The 16415-nt window shown below is 44.0% G+C and carries 11 protein-coding genes; 5 read left to right on the top strand and 6 right to left on the bottom strand.

Going from position 1 to position 16415, the window contains the following annotated elements; translation table 11 throughout:
• Positions 1-19 precede the first annotated feature (19 nt).
• The 5 genes from treY (at position 20) to W7W_RS0118220 (ending at position 9109) form a co-directional block, all read left to right on the top strand.
• A complete protein-coding gene (gene treY, locus W7W_RS0118240) occupies positions 20-4249 on the top strand; it encodes a malto-oligosyltrehalose synthase (RefSeq protein ID WP_010665098.1) in 4230 nt (1409 codons plus the stop codon).
• Between the two features lie 71 nt (positions 4250-4320).
• Positions 4321-5838, top strand: coding sequence for a sensor histidine kinase (locus tag W7W_RS0118235; protein ID WP_010665097.1), 1518 nt, complete (start codon positions 4321-4323; stop codon positions 5836-5838).
• An 80-nt stretch (positions 5839-5918) separates the two neighbouring features.
• Positions 5919-6935, top strand: coding sequence for a DUF2157 domain-containing protein (locus tag W7W_RS0118230; RefSeq protein WP_010665096.1), 1017 nt, complete (start codon positions 5919-5921; stop codon positions 6933-6935).
• A gap of 362 nt (positions 6936-7297) precedes the next feature.
• The gene (locus W7W_RS0118225) at positions 7298-8698 is read left to right on the top strand and encodes an aminopeptidase P family protein (protein WP_010665095.1); all 1401 of its coding nucleotides are present in this window, start codon (positions 7298-7300) and stop codon (positions 8696-8698) included.
• A gap of 123 nt (positions 8699-8821) precedes the next feature.
• Positions 8822-9109, top strand: coding sequence for a GNAT family N-acetyltransferase (locus W7W_RS0118220; protein WP_010665094.1), 288 nt, complete (start codon positions 8822-8824; stop codon positions 9107-9109).
• Positions 9110-9139: 30 nt separating this feature from the next.
• Here the strand turns inward: W7W_RS0118220 and W7W_RS0118215 are convergent, their stop codons facing one another.
• The 6 genes from W7W_RS0118215 to W7W_RS0118190 all read right to left on the bottom strand — a co-directional run bounded on the left by W7W_RS0118215 (position 9140) and on the right by W7W_RS0118190 (position 16332).
• Complete coding sequence (locus tag W7W_RS0118215; RefSeq protein ID WP_025006864.1) at positions 9140-10501, bottom strand: MATE family efflux transporter; 1362 nt, start codon at positions 10499-10501, stop codon at positions 9140-9142.
• A 426-nt stretch (positions 10502-10927) separates the two neighbouring features.
• Positions 10928-12139, bottom strand: a complete 1212-nt coding sequence (locus W7W_RS0118210; protein ID WP_010665092.1) for a glycosyltransferase family 4 protein — start codon at positions 12137-12139, stop codon at positions 10928-10930.
• Positions 12140-12141: 2 nt separating this feature from the next.
• Positions 12142-13401: a glycosyltransferase gene (locus tag W7W_RS0118205; RefSeq protein WP_044085034.1), complete on the bottom strand. Its 1260-nt coding sequence runs from the start codon at positions 13399-13401 to the stop codon at positions 12142-12144.
• Positions 13402-13420: 19 nt separating this feature from the next.
• Positions 13421-14710 carry a nucleotide sugar dehydrogenase gene (locus W7W_RS0118200; RefSeq protein WP_010665090.1) on the bottom strand — a complete coding sequence of 430 codons (1290 nt, stop codon included), beginning with the start codon at positions 14708-14710 and terminating at the stop codon, positions 13421-13423.
• Complete coding sequence (locus W7W_RS0118195) at positions 14691-15746, bottom strand: Gfo/Idh/MocA family protein (protein WP_010665089.1); 1056 nt, start codon at positions 15744-15746, stop codon at positions 14691-14693. Before W7W_RS0118195 ends, W7W_RS0118200 begins: the two co-directional genes overlap by 20 nt.
• A 4-nt stretch (positions 15747-15750) precedes the next feature.
• Positions 15751-16332 carry an acyltransferase gene (locus W7W_RS0118190; RefSeq protein WP_010665088.1) on the bottom strand — a complete coding sequence of 194 codons (582 nt, stop codon included), beginning with the start codon at positions 16330-16332 and terminating at the stop codon, positions 15751-15753.
• Positions 16333-16415: the final 83 nt, after the last annotated feature.

Below are 16415 nucleotides of genomic sequence, written 5' to 3'. Positions count from 1 at the left end.
ATTAATCAAGTTAACAGCTATGTACAATCCCATTTCCACATACAGACTTCAGTTCAACAAAAACTTCACCTTTGAAGATGCGCGGTTACAGACAGAATATTTTCATCTGCTGGGAGTCGGAACCATTTATGCAAGTCCTGTATTTGAAGCTACTCCGGGAAGCTCACATGGATATGACGTTACCAATCCTCATAAAATAAATCCGGAAATCGGCACGGAAGAACAACTCAGGAAGCTATCCGGAAACCTGGAGAACAAAAGAATCGGGTGGCTTCAAGACATTGTCCCCAATCACATGGCCTTTAACCGACACAACCACTGGTTGGCAGATGTTTTGGAAAAAGGGAAAGACTCTGAATTCGCCTCTGTATTTGACATTGACAGGCAACATGCCGACTACCGGGGTAAGCTGATGGTGCCATTCCTTGGAGATAACACCGATCAGGTTATTAAGAACAAAGAACTTAAACTGATATTTATCAAGGGTAATTTCGCACTGGATTATCACGGAAACTCATGGCCACTAAGATTTGAGTCATTCCTTTGGATCATGGAGCAAGCGCCGGAAACACCTCCGACGAAACTTTCGTTACTTTTAAATCAATACCAGGCCGAAGAGAAATCCCCCGATTACCTTTTCCTTAACGGAGAATGGGAACGAATCAAAGAACAACTTGCCGACCTGAACCGTCAAAGCCAGGAAGTCTCCGGTTTTTTTGATAAACTGACCTCCTATATTTCGGAGACCCCCGATTTAATCAGCATTTTACACAACAATCAGCATTACCGGCTGGTATGCTGGAAGGAAACTGAGCATACCATCAATTACCGCCGCTTTTTTACAGTCAATGACCTCATTTGCCTCCGCATGGAAGAAGAAGAGGTTTTCAAACGCTATCACAGGGATATCTACAGACTCGTGTCCAACCACACCTTCAAGGGACTAAGGATTGATCACATTGACGGCATCCGACATCCCTCCGATTACCTTTCGCATATTCGTAAACTGACAGGTTCGGGAAGCTTCATCACGGTGGAGAAGATCCTGGAATCTCAGGAAGGGTTACCCTCTCACTGGCCGGTGCAGGGCACAACCGGTTACGATTTTCTGGGGCTGGTCAATCAACTTTTCACCCGTCGAAAAGGCATGGAAACATTGCGGGATCTTTATTATAAAATTTCGAAGAATGAAAAGCCGCTGCGGAACATGATTTATGAATCCAAACAATTGATTCTGACGAAACGAATGAAGGGAGAACTGGACAATCTTATTTCACTGTTTTACAGACTGCGTATATCTGAAGGGGACTTCTCACAAGAGAGTCTAAAAAATGCCATCGCCGGACTCCTTCTGTTCTTTCCGGTTTACCGATTGTATCCCGAAAAACTTCCATTAACCGGACAAGACCGAAAAATCATAAAAAAAGCGCAGACGGACGCTTTGGCAAACGACGACAGCATTGAACCACTAATGCCGCTTTTCGAAGACCTGTTTTTTAGTGACCAACGCACAAAAGGTGACCGGGATGATCGAATCCTTGATTTTTTAAGCCGTATGATGCAACTGGCCGGTCCATTGATGGCCAAGGGAGTTGAAGACACGGCGATGTACCGCTATTCATGCTTCATAACACACAACGAAGTTGGCGATACCCCTCAGAACGAAGGTTTAACTTTTGAGGAGTTCCATAGTGCCATGACCATTCGACAGAAAAAATGGCCCCTGACAATGAACACAACCTCCACTCACGACACAAAGCGCGGGGAAGATGTAAGAGCCCGATTAAACATCATCAGTGAATTCCCCGAGGAGTGGGAAGAAAACATTCTGCATTGGAGAAAGATTAACCAGAGTTTCAAAAAAGAAGTTAATAACCGAACAGCCCCTTCTGCGGAAGAGGAGTACTTTATTTATCAGACCCTGACAGGGATTTTCCCCTTTGACGAACACATTGATAAAACATTTCTGCAACGCCTAACCCAATATATTCAGAAAGCCCTTCGTGAAGCCAAAGTCAATTCGGCATGGAACGCCCCAAATCAAGAATGGGAAGAAGCAGTCGCACTTTTTATACAACGCATCCTCAGTCCTGAACATGATTTTCTTTCATCGTTTCTGCCTTTTTTCAGAAAAACAGCTCATTACGGGATATTCAACAGTTTGTCGCAGCTCACACTGAAATGTACCTGTCCTGGGATTCCGGACATATACCGTGGTACCGAAATGTGGGATCTGACACTGGTGGATCCGGACAACCGAAAGCCTGTCAACTTCAATGACCTTCACCGGACACTCAAAAACCTGAAAGAGCATTATTCCCTGAGTCCGGCAAAGCTCTTCCCATCCTTGCTTCACAACCGCCAAAACGGAAACATAAAACTCTGGCTCACACACAGGCTGCTGCGTTACCGAAAAGAAAACCAGAGTCTTTTCGCCTCAGGAGAATACATCCCCCTGAAAGTCAAGGGGATTCACAAAAATAAAATTCTTGCATTTGCCCGCCATCACAAAGAAAAATGGCACCTGACCATACTTCCATTTTACTTCTCCTCTTTAAGCGAAAGTACCAGAGACATCTGTCCTGATGAAATAGACTGGAAAAACACACGGGTTTTAATGCCTGAAAAATCCCCAACCGACTGGGTGAATGTATTCACCGGACGCCCCTATACAACAAGTTCGGAAGTCTCTGTGTCGGAAATCTTTGAAATGGCCCCGGTAGGAATTCTTCATGCCGATGCAGGTCGAAAGTCCCGTTCTGCAGGGGTATTGATGCACATAACCTCATTGCCAGGCAAATTTGCTTCCGGAGATTTTGGCCCGGAAGCATTCCGTTTTGTAGATTTCCTGAAAGAATCCGGACACTCCTGCTGGCAGGTTTTGCCCTTCACCCAGATTACTGAAGCAAATGAATGGTCTCCTTACGCTTCTCCATCGGCTTTTGCAGGAAATATATTGATGATAAGTCCGCAAAAACTTGCCGAAGAATCGCTCATCAGCAAAAAAGAATTAAAAGAAACGGAGTGTTCTCTTTCAGACAAAGCAAACTTTAAAAAAGCACTTTCCATCCGCGAGGAACTGACCCGATCAGCCTACGAAAACTTCATAACTCACTGCAGCGGACCTCAGCGCAAGGAATTTGAAACCTTTTGTAACAGAGAAAACAGCTGGCTTGAAGACCATGTTCTCTTCACAGTACTGAAGAAACAGTTTGACAACACACCCTGGAACGCCTGGCCCAGGGAGTTCAGAGACAGAGACAAATCAACCCTGGAGAAATTTCACAATCAAAATGACAGAAAGCTGGAGTTGGAAAAATTTCGTCAGTATCTTTTTAGTATGCAGTGGCAGGAACTCAGAAAGTACGCCAACCATCACGGTATTCGCATCATCGGAGATGTACCCATATATGTTAGTTTCGACAATGCTGATGTGTGGTCGAATCCCCATCTTTTTAAGTTGAGAGCCGACAAAACAATGAGCGCAATAGCAGGAGTGCCGCCTGATTACTTCAGCGAGACGGGACAACTTTGGAATATGCCCGTTTACAACTGGAAAACCCATGAAAAAGAACAGTTTGATTGGTGGATGCAGCGCATCAGAAAAAACCTGGAACTTTTTGACCTGGTGAGACTGGATCATTTCAGAGGGTTTGTTTCCTATTGGGAAGTCCCTGCCGGAGAAGAAACTGCCGAAAACGGTTCCTGGATAAAAGGGCCCGGAAAAAATTTCTTTAAAGAGGTACAAAAACACTTCCCATCCATGCCTTTTATTGCTGAGGATCTGGGGGAAATTGATGAAGAGGTTTACCGCCTGCGTGATGACTTCAAACTTCCCGGAATGCAGGTCCTACAATTCTCATTTGGTGAGGATACTGCCGATTCGGTACACACCCCTCACAACCACCAGGTAAATAGCCTTACTTATACCGGGACACACGACAACAACACTGCCAGAGGCTGGTTTCGGGAGGATGTAAGCAAGCCCGTAAAAAAACGCCTGAAACTTTACACAGGAAATAAAGTAAAATCATCCAATGTCCACAAAGTCCTTACGCGCCTGGCCTGGGCCTCACAATCCCGCCTGGCAATCATCCCGGCTCAGGATCTCCTTGGCAAAGGAACTGATGCACAAATGAACCGTCCGTCGGTACCCAAAGGAAACTGGACCTGGCGCCTGAAATCCATAGATGAATTGAAAGAAATTGCCGGAGAGATCAGGGAGTTGCTTACGCTATTTGCCAGATAAAGTGAAGCTTTTTGAAGCATCATCCTGTCACTAAAGTGGGAAATTATTTTTTTATTTAGCAACTTCATTGCATGAATAATCCTAAAAAAACAAACCTAATACAGCAACACAAACTTGACCGGTTTTGCATTGACCATGCAGGAATCGGCATTTATCAGATATCCGATACTGATGGACATATAATATCGGTAAATCAACAAGCATGCAATGACTTGGGCTATTCCAAAGAAGAGCTGGAAAGCATGACTATTTTCGAGCTTGATCCGAATTTCTCAGAACCTTACAACGGAAAATGGCATTCACACAGAGATAATATCCGTAAAGCAGGAACCGGAACAATTGAAACTCTCCATAAAAGGAAAGACGGAAGTCTGATGCCGGTAGAAGTAACCATTACTTATATGCAATTTGACGGCAGAACAATCTCGTTTTCTTTTGCCCGGGATATTACCAAAAGAAAAGAAGCAGAACAAACACTACGTGAGAAAGAAGAAGCCCACAGAAAGGAACTTCAGGAAAGTCGGAATTACTTCTCCAACTTACTAAACAACCTCCCGGGAATGGCTTTTCGTTGCCGAAACTTCAACACCTGGCCAATGGAATTTGTCAGTGACGGAACTAAAAAAATTACCGGATATGACAAATCAGATTTTATTGATGGAAATATTCGGTATGGTGATCTTATTTACCCCGGAGATCGGGAAAAAGTTTGGAATACAATTCAGGAAGCTATAAAAAAAAGAAAGCCTTACCTCCTGGAATACAGAATGATCACTAAAAACAGAACTGAGAAGTGGGTCTGGGAGCAGGGAAGTATTGCCGATAACAGCCCCTTCTCAGAGGCAATTTTGGAAGGCTTCATTACCGATATCACAGAACAAAAAAAACTGGAACAAAAACTGAAGGAAAACGACCGCCTGAAAACCGCATTTCTGCAAAACATATCACATGAGATTCGCACCCCATTGAACGCCATCCTGGGTTTTTCCGAATTAATAAAACATCCGGGACTGAAAGACACAGAAAGAGCAGAATACATTGGTATTATCCAGTCAGGCGGAGAAAAATTACTCTCAATTCTTAACAATGTATTAGAGTTGTCCCGCATAGAAACCGGATCGGTAACAATAGATTCATCAGCTGTGCCTGTTAATACATTATTAAAAAACCTTCACGCACTATTCTCGAAACAAGCCAAAGAAAAGCAACTTGAACTTTTATTAAAAATCCCGGAAAAAGAAACAACCATTACCTCAGACTACACAAAACTCGATCAGATACTTACCAATCTCATCAACAATGCAATTAAATACACCGAGAAGGGAATTATTAAATTTGGTTTTGAAAAAAGGGAAAAAGACCTTCTGTTTTTTGTAAAAGATACCGGACCCGGGATTTCCAAAGAGCAACAGGACAGAGTATTTGAACGCTTTTATCGTTCCGACGACCCCAAGCTTTTCAAACATGAAGGAGCAGGCCTGGGCCTCTCCATTTGTATGGGATTCATCAAAATACTTAAAGGTAAAATCTGGCTGGAATCCGATCCGGGAGAAGGCACAAGTTTCTACTTTACACTGCCTCATTTATGATTATTTGATTACATTTAAGGTTCAACTTTGAGCACACTCCCGGAATTCCAAATCCGGAGCATTCTCATATAAAGAATACCATGAAGCTGAACCGCAAACAGAAAGAGACCACGCTAAAGCTGATTGACTGGTGGGAAGAGGAGCATCTCCTCACTGAAGAAAAAAGCAATCAGCTGAAAGAAAGTTTGGAAATAAAAACCATCAACTGGAAAAAGGTTGCCGAGTACCTGATGATTCTGGCCATCATTAGTGTGGTAACCGCTTTTCTTACCTTGGTAGCTGATGAGTGGATTCTGGAATTGTTTGAGCGCCTGTTCAGTCTGTCAGACCTGGCCATTCTTATTTTACTACTAATTTTATCGGCAGGATTTGTATTTGGTGCCCGAAAAATGCCGTCGCACCGCAAGAAACAACACATTTCTATGCAGGCACTGCTGGTGTTGGGAAGCATTGCCTTTGGCGGAGCACTCAACTATTTCGGAAAAATATCCGGACTGTCCGGTTTTGGAGAGACATTTCTGATTGTCATCTTTGCCGTTCATGCCTTTCTCCTGTCATGGTTTTTCAAAGTCATACTGTTTTCCGGGATAGGCTGGGCAGCCTTGATGCTTTGGCTGGGCATTGAAAGCTCGCCCGATAAAAACAGCGAAACCGGATGGCTGGGAATGAACCTTGCGTTACGATATCTGTTTTTCTCATTGATACCCCTGTTTACCGGAATGTGGCTAAAAAGAACCCGAAAACAGGTTGAATTTGCCAGGCTTACCGAGCGTACAGGATGGCTCTTTCTTTGGCTGGCCTTATGGGGAGTTGCCTTGTTTGGAAACCACAACACCCTCGACTCATGGGAAGAAGCATCATCTCTGTCGTTACTTCCCTGGGGACTACTGATGGGAGCACTTGGAGTGACCGTTTGGTTTGCCGGGAAAAAGCTCAGCAACAAAGAGTGGATGTGGATGGGAGGTTTAGCCTTAATAGCAGATGCTTACACCCAGGTCTTCCTGTTCTTATGGGAACCTCTGCATCCGGCTCTCTTTTTTGCCTTGCTGGGAGGCTCATTCTGGTTGTTGGGCCGAAGAGCAGAAATAATTAAGTAGTGTCTGTCCATAAAGTACCATTTACTGCGTTACGCTTGTCCGAAAATTACTCATTTACGAAAAGTAAACTCCGTATTTTCGGACTTCGCAAGCCTTGTAACTGGCACTTTCTGAACAGACACAACTCAAGCCAGAAAATTTCCTGACTTTATAGACGGGCACTAAGCAGTCATTGCCTTAGCTACCTTAAACACAAAACCATTAACACCCTTGCACTCGATTAATTGTTTTAATGCACACCATGATTAAAAATAACATTTTTGCAATTCACACCCAACTATAACGTTAAACCTAATAAATTCCTTTAAAAGGAAAAACCCTGTTATGGGAGAACTAATTTATTCACAAAAAAATATTACACCATGTTTTCAAAAGAAACGTACATCAACCGACGTGACCAATTAAAAAACAAAATCAACAACGGCATTGTACTCATCACCGGCAACAACGATGCCCCGATGAATTACAAATCGAATACTTATCACTTCAGACAGGACAGCACCTTTCTTTACTTTTTTGGCATTGATTTGCAAGGATTGGCAGGAGTTATCGACATCGACAACAACGAAGAGATTCTGTTTGGAGATGATTATACCATTGATGATATTATCTGGATGGGGCCACAAACATTTCTAAAAGAAAAAGCCGAAAAAGCAGGAATTGGTAAAACACGATCTTTTTCTGACCTTTATGGCTATATCAAAGAGGCTACTGCAAAAAACCGGCCCATTCATTTCACGCCTCCCTATCGTGGAGAAAACATCATGCTTTTGGCCGATCTTCTGAGCATTCACCACCGGGAAGTGGAGAAAAACGCATCGTTGGAACTGACAAAAGCCTGTATCGATCTGCGAAGCATCAAAGAGCCCTGCGAGATTGAAGAAATGGAACGTCACATGTCCACCGCCCGGGAAATGCATACCACCGCGATGCGTATGGTTCACCCCGGAATCACCGAACAGGAAATAACCGGTGCCATTGAAGGGGTATCCATGTCAGGAGGAGGAATGGTATCTTTTCCGGTAATATGCTCCGTCAGGGGAGAAACATTGCACAACCATTACCACGGCAACACCTTAAAAGAAGGAGACCTCCTTCTGACAGATGCCGGAAGTGAATCGCCTCTTCATTATGCCACCGATCATACCCGCACGACTCCCGTATCAGGAAAATTCAGTGAAACTCAGCGCAAAGTTTACCAAATTGTGCTGGATGCCAATAATAAAGCGCGCGAAGCCACCCGCCCGGGTGTTCCATACCGCGATGTTCATCTCCTGGCCTGCAAGGTCATCACCGCAGGGCTTAAAGAACTTGGACTGATGAAAGGAGACATCGACGAAGCAGTAAATGCCGGAGCTCATGCCTTATTTATGCCCCACGGTCTGGGACACATGATCGGTCTGGATGTTCATGACATGGAAGATTACGACGACACACTGGTTGGATACGATGATGATATCGAACGATCCACACAGTTTGGGTTGGCCGCTCTAAGACTGGGACGTCGCCTGCAACCAGGCTTCACCATTACCAACGAGCCGGGGATCTATTTCATTCCGGCACTGATTGACAGCTGGAAAGCCGAAAATAAATTTTCCCAGTTTCTTAATTACGATAAGATTGAAGAATTTAAAGGGTTTGGCGGAATCCGCCTCGAAGATGATATATTGGTCACCGAAGATGGATGCAGGATACTTGGAAAACGCATTCCCATCACCATTGAAGAGGTAGAGGAGATTGCAGGAAAAGGACTGGTAAAATAGTTAGTAGTTTTTAGTCAATAACCAGTAGAGAAGACATCCCAATAATATAATAATCAACGAAAAAAGATAGTTCTTATCACCACTATCAGGAGAAACAATTCTTCTGAATAAGATTACGGAGTTATGGAACAGAAAGTACATCTCAACAAAGAGAAAAAGCGCTTTGAACTTAAAGCCGACGGACACCTGGCAACCCTTTATTTCGATCCCTACGAACCATCGGTATGGTCACTCACCCATACTTTAGTGCCGGATCCGTTGAAAGGGAAAGGTGTTGGATCCGGTCTGGTAAAACAGGTATTGACCTACTGTCAGGAAAATCAGATTCGCATCATACCTGAATGTTCTTTTGTTGTTTCCTACATCCAAAAACACCCTGAGTGGAAAGAAATATTGTTTGAACAGGATTAGGAATAATTGCCAAATACTAAGTGCAAGGAATCAGTGGATGACCCCCTCCTGACGCTTCAACCGCCGCCATTCATAAATCAAAAAGAGGGCACTAAATACCCCGGAGACCGTATCTGCAATAGGGGCAGCAATCCAGACTCCCAAAAGGCCAAATGAACGGGGCAACACAATTAACAGGGGTATCAACACCAAAACCTGGCGAAGCAGGGTTACAAAAATGGCCTTGCCCGCCTTTCCCACTGATTGAAAATAATTTCCAACCACAATCTGATATCCAATGATGGGCAGAGCAATCAGAAAATAACGAAGTCCTCCAACTCCATAACGCATTATCTCAGGACTATCGGCCACAAACAGTGAAATAATGGCCCGCGGGAACGATTGAATAAAAACCCAGGATACCACCGAGATGGCTGTAGCAAAAACAATACTTGTTTTCAATGTCTGGCGTACCCTGCTGAAATTACGAGCGCCGTAATTGTAACCAATGATGGGCTGACCTGCCATATTTAAAGCCACTATACTCATCGTTATCAGCACCACAACACTCATTATAATCCCCATCGCTCCCACCGCCAGATCACTTCCGTACTTTATGAGACTGAGATTAAGCAAAGCCTGGACTACACTATTGGCAATTTGCATGGCAAAAGGAGCTAACCCAACGGTAATAATAGACCCCAAAATGGCAGGATCAATGCCAATGTATTTTTTCTTCAGCTGAACAACGCAACGCTTGCTTTTGAAATGAACCAAAACCCAAAGGGATAAGCAGGCCATTGAAATTATGGTAGCCAGCGCGGCTCCCTGAACCCCCATGTCCAGATATATAATAAAGAAGGCATCCAGCGGTATGTTGATCCCGGCACTGATTAGCATACTGATCATGGCAATGCGCGCATTTCCCTCTGCCCGGATCAGCGAATTCATTGAGAAACCAAACTCATGCAGCACCACCCCCCACAAAATATAGTTGAGATAATCGTTGGCATATTCAACGGTAGCATCCGTCGCCCCAAACAATCGCAACATGGGATCCTTGATTGCAAAGCCGATAACCGTCACCAAAAGAGAAACTATAATTATCAGCAAAACCGTATTTCCAACAACCTTACGGGCACGTTCAAGATTTTTCCGCCCAAGGTTCAGGGACAATCGGACGCTTGCTCCCACCCCAATCAGCATACCAAAGGCCATCATAATTACCATCACGGGAAAAACAGCAGTAACTCCACTTAGCGCCTCCGGCCCCACAAATTGGCCAATAAATATGCGGTCGATGATATTGTACAACGAATTGGCCATCACACCAATGAATGCGGGCCAAAAGTAGCGCCACATCAATGATCCGACAGGGTTATTCTCCAGTTCAAAAAGATTCTTATCGTTCATTCTCTTACCTTGTAATCCCAAAAACAATCTGCAAAGATGCGACTAATTTTTTATGCATTCGTTTAAAACTTTGTAAAATGCCTTAAATTGAAAAAGCCTTGCTTTTGAAATTACTACCTTATACATAAGACAGATAAGGTTTAAACAGGCTGAAAGCCTGAGAGCAATAGCCCAGGGCAACGCCCTGGTTTTAGAGGTATCCCCCTCCCCCTTCTCATTATTGTCACAACGCGATCAATAATGAGAAGGGGGTATGTATTTATTACAATTTCCCTGCGGCGTTGCCCCAGGCTATTGCTTAAAGACCTTCGAACTTTTAAAAATCCAACATTACTTTATCAAAACAACATTATGTAATTTCTTTTATTTGAAAATCTCTTACTGAGAACAAATGCATACGAAGTTCAACAATACCAAATAATTCGATTAAAACCTCATCACCTGATTAAACCAGGCAACAAAACGCTCCAGTGTATGCATCGAAGTGACTTTCTCTCTGGCAGCCCGTCCCAACGTTTTGCAAAATTCCGCATTCTCCATTAACAAACGAATTGCATCGGCAACCTCACCAGAATCAACAGCAACCAGCATCCCTTCTTTCTCCGTGACAAGCATTCGCGTATCACCAACATCGGTAACAACCACTCCGTTTTCACAGGCCATTGCTTCCAAGAGAGACTGGCTGGGATAATTTTCACTATTCTGAAGAGAAACAAATACCGAGGATTGTTGCAAAATTTCCCAGGGATGCGGATGAAGTCCTGAAAACACAACATTCTGTAATCCCCGGTCAACTACAAACTGCTGCAAATTCTGTTGTTCGCTTCCTGTTCCCATCACAAAAAAAGTAACCTCCTGAAAGGTTGACTCAACAGCCAAAATAGCAACCGCCTCAAGGAAAAGTTCAGGATTTTTGAGAGGCTCTAACCTCCCAAGAAATACTACCCAGGGCTTTTTAGGCTCTACAGGATAATAGTTGGAATAATCTACAAAGCTACAAGGCGTAACCAGCTTTTCACCTTTTAATTTTACACCCATAGCTCTCTGGTATTCAGGAACCAAAGACGGGGATAAAAAATCCAGATGAGTAGCATGTTGCAAAATCCAATACTGACTGTCAAAGAATTTCAGGACACTATTGTAAAGCATCAATTTATCCGATGCATTAACGCTGTAAACAAGGTCAATCCCAAACCCCCTGCACCACATCCACGTCCAGATTCCTCCCTGCCATACAGCATATATTTTCTTGATATTCAACCCATTTACTTTTCGTATAAAAAAGAACGAGAAGCGCAACCAAAGAAGAAAAGTCTTCAGAAAGTACTTACAGGAACCTCCAAAACGAATCATTTTACCCGCAATTGACGCTCTTCCACCCCCCGTAAAATCTCTTTTGCTCTTTGCCGGGCCTGCAACACCATCGCCCCCGTCATTAAACAAAACAATACGCTCATGCGGAAGAAGGACAGAACTACTGACCAATAGTCTGTATAAACGGGTATTCATGACCATATAATAGTCCGCTCCATCGGTCATCAGCCGGTTGAAAAGAGTGGCATAGCGCTTTTCGGCGCCTCCGAATCTTCCGGAAAAATTCAGAACACAAAGTGCCTTATTTGCGGTGCGGTTCTTCATTTTCAAAGTGAATCAAGAATTCCGGTCACCCAGGAAGCTCTGTTTTGCCACGATAAGTGTTCTCGGGCAAACCTGGCACAGTGCTTTTTTTTCTCCCGGTTGTTTCGATACAAAAGTATCCGGCCATACAGTTTCTCCACCGGTTCCTCATCTTCCCAAACCTCACCCAAACCATTTTCGTGAACCATCTTTGCCAGAGTATGCACATGCGGCGTTACCAACACAGGAACCCCACCTGCCAGATACTCCGGAAACTTGGTCGGAAAAGCCTCATGATTCAGGGGCAAATCCTCACGCATCAGCAAGGCAATGTCAGCAACCGTCTGATAACGATTCAGATCAGACTGATCCAGATGAAAAATACGAAACGAGTCTTCAGGCAAATGCCACCTTTGAAGTTCCGCCTCAAACAATTCGGACCTGACTGGAAGATTTATCATAAAAAAAGCATCGGGACAGACTTTTCGAAACCCTGCAAAAAATTCGACCATTTGTGGCACCATCTGATAATATTTATCGGTACCACTATACACCAAAACAAATCGGTTCTCCAGTCCTAATTTGTCTTTGGTCCGACGGGACTCCTCTTCATCGAAAGAAAAAAGAGCGGCATCGTAGAAATTATATTTCGCTAAATGCTTTTGGCCGGCAGGCAGATCCCGGCACTCATCGGAAACCGTAAACACCAGATCGCTCTTTTGGAGGCAGAGCCTTCGGATAAGGCGATAAAGCCGAACCCGCCAACTGGAAGCCCCCTGAACAGCCATCTCATTTACGCGATCTCCCCGCATATCGTAAACCAGATGAAAACGAAAAAGCAGTTTGAGCAACACACCATACAACGTTCCCACATCGTTATAACCATAAACCACATCAGGCCGAACTCCCTTCATAACCCGCAACAACCATCTGAGGTTAAGCAACAACTGCAAGAATTGAGGAAACAGACGTCCCCTTCCGGCTTTTCGTTCAAAGAAAAAAGTGCGGCAAATCCAGGACAATCCGGTGCTTTTTATGAAATCGCGGGCATAGACAATCTGTCTGGCATTATTGTTCAAAGAAACCAGTGTTACCTCCATATCCCTTTTGTGCAACTCCGGCACCACAAAACCAAAGGCAGTCCGGAAATTCAGTGTCTGCACCTGAAACCCGGGCTCATCAGACCGTTGAAAAAACGCTACGGGCAACAAATACAATACGCACCGGCGACTGCCGGTGCGATGTTCACTTTTTGATATTGGGATATTGGTTTCTGAAAGCATCTCCGGCTCCATTCATGATTTACAAACTCCAGTAATCCAAGCCCTTGATTTTTTCTTTAAATACACCTTTCACATCAACAAACAGAGCATCGTCAAGAGTGATAGACTTGAAATAGGACTCATCCAGTTTCATATACTCATCATGATTGACTGCCAGAATAACCGCATGATAATTCTCCCTGATTTCATCCACCAGTCCATACCCATACTCTTCCATCAACTCTTCCGATGATGCATGAGGATCGGCCACATCTACATCCACGCTAAAGGAACGGAGTTCATTATAGACATCAGCCACCTTGGAATTACGGATGTCGCTGACATTCTCTTTAAAGGTAGCCCCCATAATCAACACTTTGGAACCATTAATTTTATGACCTTTGGAGATGAGCTTTTTGACAACCTGCTTGGCCACATACGGCCCCATGGCATCATTAATCACACGTCCACCGGTAATAATCTTGGAGTGATACCCCAGTTCGTTAGCTTTGTAGGTCAGGTAGTAGGGGTCAACTCCGATACAGTGCCCGCCAACCAATCCGGGGAAAAACCTCAGGAAATTCCATTTGGTTCCGGCAGCTTCCAGCACCTCATAGGTATTAATATTCAATCTGTTAAAAATCAAAGAGAGCTCATTCATCAAGGCAATATTCACATCACGCTGGGTGTTTTCGATAATTTTTGCCGCCTCTGCAACTTTAATGGAACTGGCCTTATGGATTCCAGCCTTTATTATTGAACCATAAACATCAGAAATTACCTCCAAAGCTTCATGGTCGCTACCCGAAACAATTTTCAGAATTTTTGTCAATGTATGCTCTTTATCACCGGGGTTAATTCTTTCGGGAGAATAGCCCACTTTAAAATCCTGATTGAACTTCAATCCTGATTCTTCTTCCAGGATAGGCACACAATCCTCTTCGGTACAGCCGGGATAAACTGTGGACTCAAAAACCACGAAATCACCCTTTTTCAATGCCTTACCAACAGTGCGGGATGCACTTAACAAAGGATTAAGGTCGGGCAGATTATGTTTATTTATTGGCGTAGGAACGGCCACAACATGAAAGGTAGCCTCGCGTAAATCGGCCGGATTACTGGTAAACTCAATATCGCACCCATTGAAATCGGAAACTTCCAATTCATTACTGGGATCAATACCCTTTTTCATCAATTCCACGCGGGATGGTTTAATATCAAAACCGATAACCTTCATTTTACGGGCAAATTCCAGTGCAATCGGAAGCCCTACGTATCCCAGACCAACCACTGACAGTTTGGTCTCCTTGTTAATTAGTTGCTGAAACATAAGCTTTGAATGATTTGTTTTTTCTATGATGATAAATTCTCTCAATAATATCCACGACTTTCAATCCCTCCAGGGCATTCGTGGTAACAAATGTTTTTTCTCTGAGCGTTTGAATGACATTGTCTATAATAAAATGATGATTGGCAGCTGACCCCTTGTAACCGCCATAATCATTAGCTGGAGCCGAGGGTTGCAATGCCGGCATCTGATAATCCCGCACATTACACTCCACCACTTCATTCATGTACTGTCCGGCCACCTTGATTGTCCCCTTTTCCCCGATAATGGTGATGGTACTTTCAAGGTTCCGATCCCACACAGCCGTGGAAAAATTAATATTCCCCATGCCTCCATTGACAAAGTTAAACATTACCGAACCACTGTCCTCAAAATCGGTGGAGTGCTGATGCGCAAAATCATTAAAATCTGCATGGATATCCGTAACATCCCCAAACAACCAGTAGAGAATGTCAATAAAATGTGAAAACTGAGTGAATAGCGTTCCCCCGTCCAACTCTGCCGTGCCATGCCAACCATTGTTCTTATAGTAGCGATCGTCACGATTCCAGAAACAATTGAGTTGCACAAAGTAAATCTGCCCAAGCAGTTTTTTCTCCATTACCTCCTTCAGCCAGACTGAAGGTGGAGAGTACCGATTCTGCATCACGGTAAACACCTGCCGGGAGACCTGTAATGCTTTATGAATAATGCTCTCGGCTTCCAGACGGGTCAATGCCATTGGCTTTTCCACAACCACATGCTTCCGTTGCTCCAGTGCCTTCACCGCCTGGCTTGCATGCAATCCATTAGGGGTACAAATATTCACCACATGACAATCCTCAAGGGCGTCCAGCATTCGGCTGTAATCATTAAAATAGGGAATATCCCCATCCTCCCAACCGGTCTCATCAGCAGACCGCACATCACATACCGCACAAAGTTCTGCCTCCGGATTTTCCTGAATCATCGCCGCATGCCTCTTGCCAATTCGTCCGAGTCCGACAATTGCAAACCTGATTTTATCTGATGTAACCATAAAATTATATTTTAACCACGTTCCCGTCGCGCAACACATATTGATCACCACTTTCGGGACAAACAGCAATGCGATCTTCGCCAAACTCCAGTGGATGTCCGAATTCACTCATCCAACCCGTATGCCGGGCCGGATTTCCAACCATCAGAGCATAATCAGGAACATCATGAGTCACCACTGCACCAGCCCCAATAAAGGCATAGCGCCCGATGGTATGTCCACAAACAATGGTGGCATTGGCACCAATGGTAGCACCCTTTTTTACCAGCGTTTGTTCGTATTGATTCCGCCTGGGAACGCCACTCCTCGGGTTGGAAACATTGGTGAAGACACACGATGGTCCAAGAAAAACGTCATCTTCGCAAACGACTCCCGTATAAACGGAGACATTATTCTGAACCTTTACGTTGTCACCCAACACAACTCCTGGTGAAACAACCACATTCTGGCCAAGATTACAATTCTGCCCGATCCGGCAATCACTCATAACATGACAAAAATGCCAGATGGTGGTTCCCGGTCCTATTTCGCACCGGTCGTCAATCACTGCTGACGGATGAATCTTTGGTAATGATAATTCCTGCATAAATAACTATTTAGTGTTTGTCTATAAAGTCCAACTTCTGCGTTGTTGCTCAAAATATAAATCCTCAAATACACTAGTATTCT

The sequence above is a fragment of the Marinilabilia salmonicolor JCM 21150 genome (assembly GCF_000259075.1).
GTDB classification, from domain to species: domain Bacteria; phylum Bacteroidota; class Bacteroidia; order Bacteroidales; family Marinilabiliaceae; genus Marinilabilia; species Marinilabilia salmonicolor.
The sequence above is the reverse complement of the archived record's forward strand: the minus strand, read 5'-3'. Positions and strand labels throughout refer to the sequence as shown.

Bases quoted from the DNA above. Each gene is read 5' to 3' on its own strand.
- W7W_RS0118220 (WP_010665094.1), top strand. From the start codon at position 8,822: ATGGAACAGAAAGTACATCTCAACAAAGAGAAAAAGCGCTTTGAACTT.
- W7W_RS0118205 (WP_044085034.1), bottom strand. From the start codon at position 13,401: ATGCTTTCAGAAACCAATATCCCAATATCAAAAAGTGAACATCGCACC.
- W7W_RS0118195 (WP_010665089.1), bottom strand. From the start codon at position 15,746: ATGGTTACATCAGATAAAATCAGGTTTGCAATTGTCGGACTCGGACGA.
- W7W_RS0118210 (WP_010665092.1), bottom strand. From the start codon at position 12,139: ATGAAGAACCGCACCGCAAATAAGGCACTTTGTGTTCTGAATTTTTCC.
- W7W_RS0118235 (WP_010665097.1), top strand. From the start codon at position 4,321: ATGAATAATCCTAAAAAAACAAACCTAATACAGCAACACAAACTTGAC.
- W7W_RS0118230 (WP_010665096.1), top strand. From the start codon at position 5,919: ATGAAGCTGAACCGCAAACAGAAAGAGACCACGCTAAAGCTGATTGAC.
- W7W_RS0118200 (WP_010665090.1), bottom strand. From the start codon at position 14,710: ATGTTTCAGCAACTAATTAACAAGGAGACCAAACTGTCAGTGGTTGGT.
- treY (WP_010665098.1), top strand. From the start codon at position 20: ATGTACAATCCCATTTCCACATACAGACTTCAGTTCAACAAAAACTTC.
- W7W_RS0118215 (WP_025006864.1), bottom strand. From the start codon at position 10,501: ATGAACGATAAGAATCTTTTTGAACTGGAGAATAACCCTGTCGGATCA.
- W7W_RS0118225 (WP_010665095.1), top strand. From the start codon at position 7,298: ATGTTTTCAAAAGAAACGTACATCAACCGACGTGACCAATTAAAAAAC.
- W7W_RS0118190 (WP_010665088.1), bottom strand. From the start codon at position 16,332: ATGCAGGAATTATCATTACCAAAGATTCATCCGTCAGCAGTGATTGAC.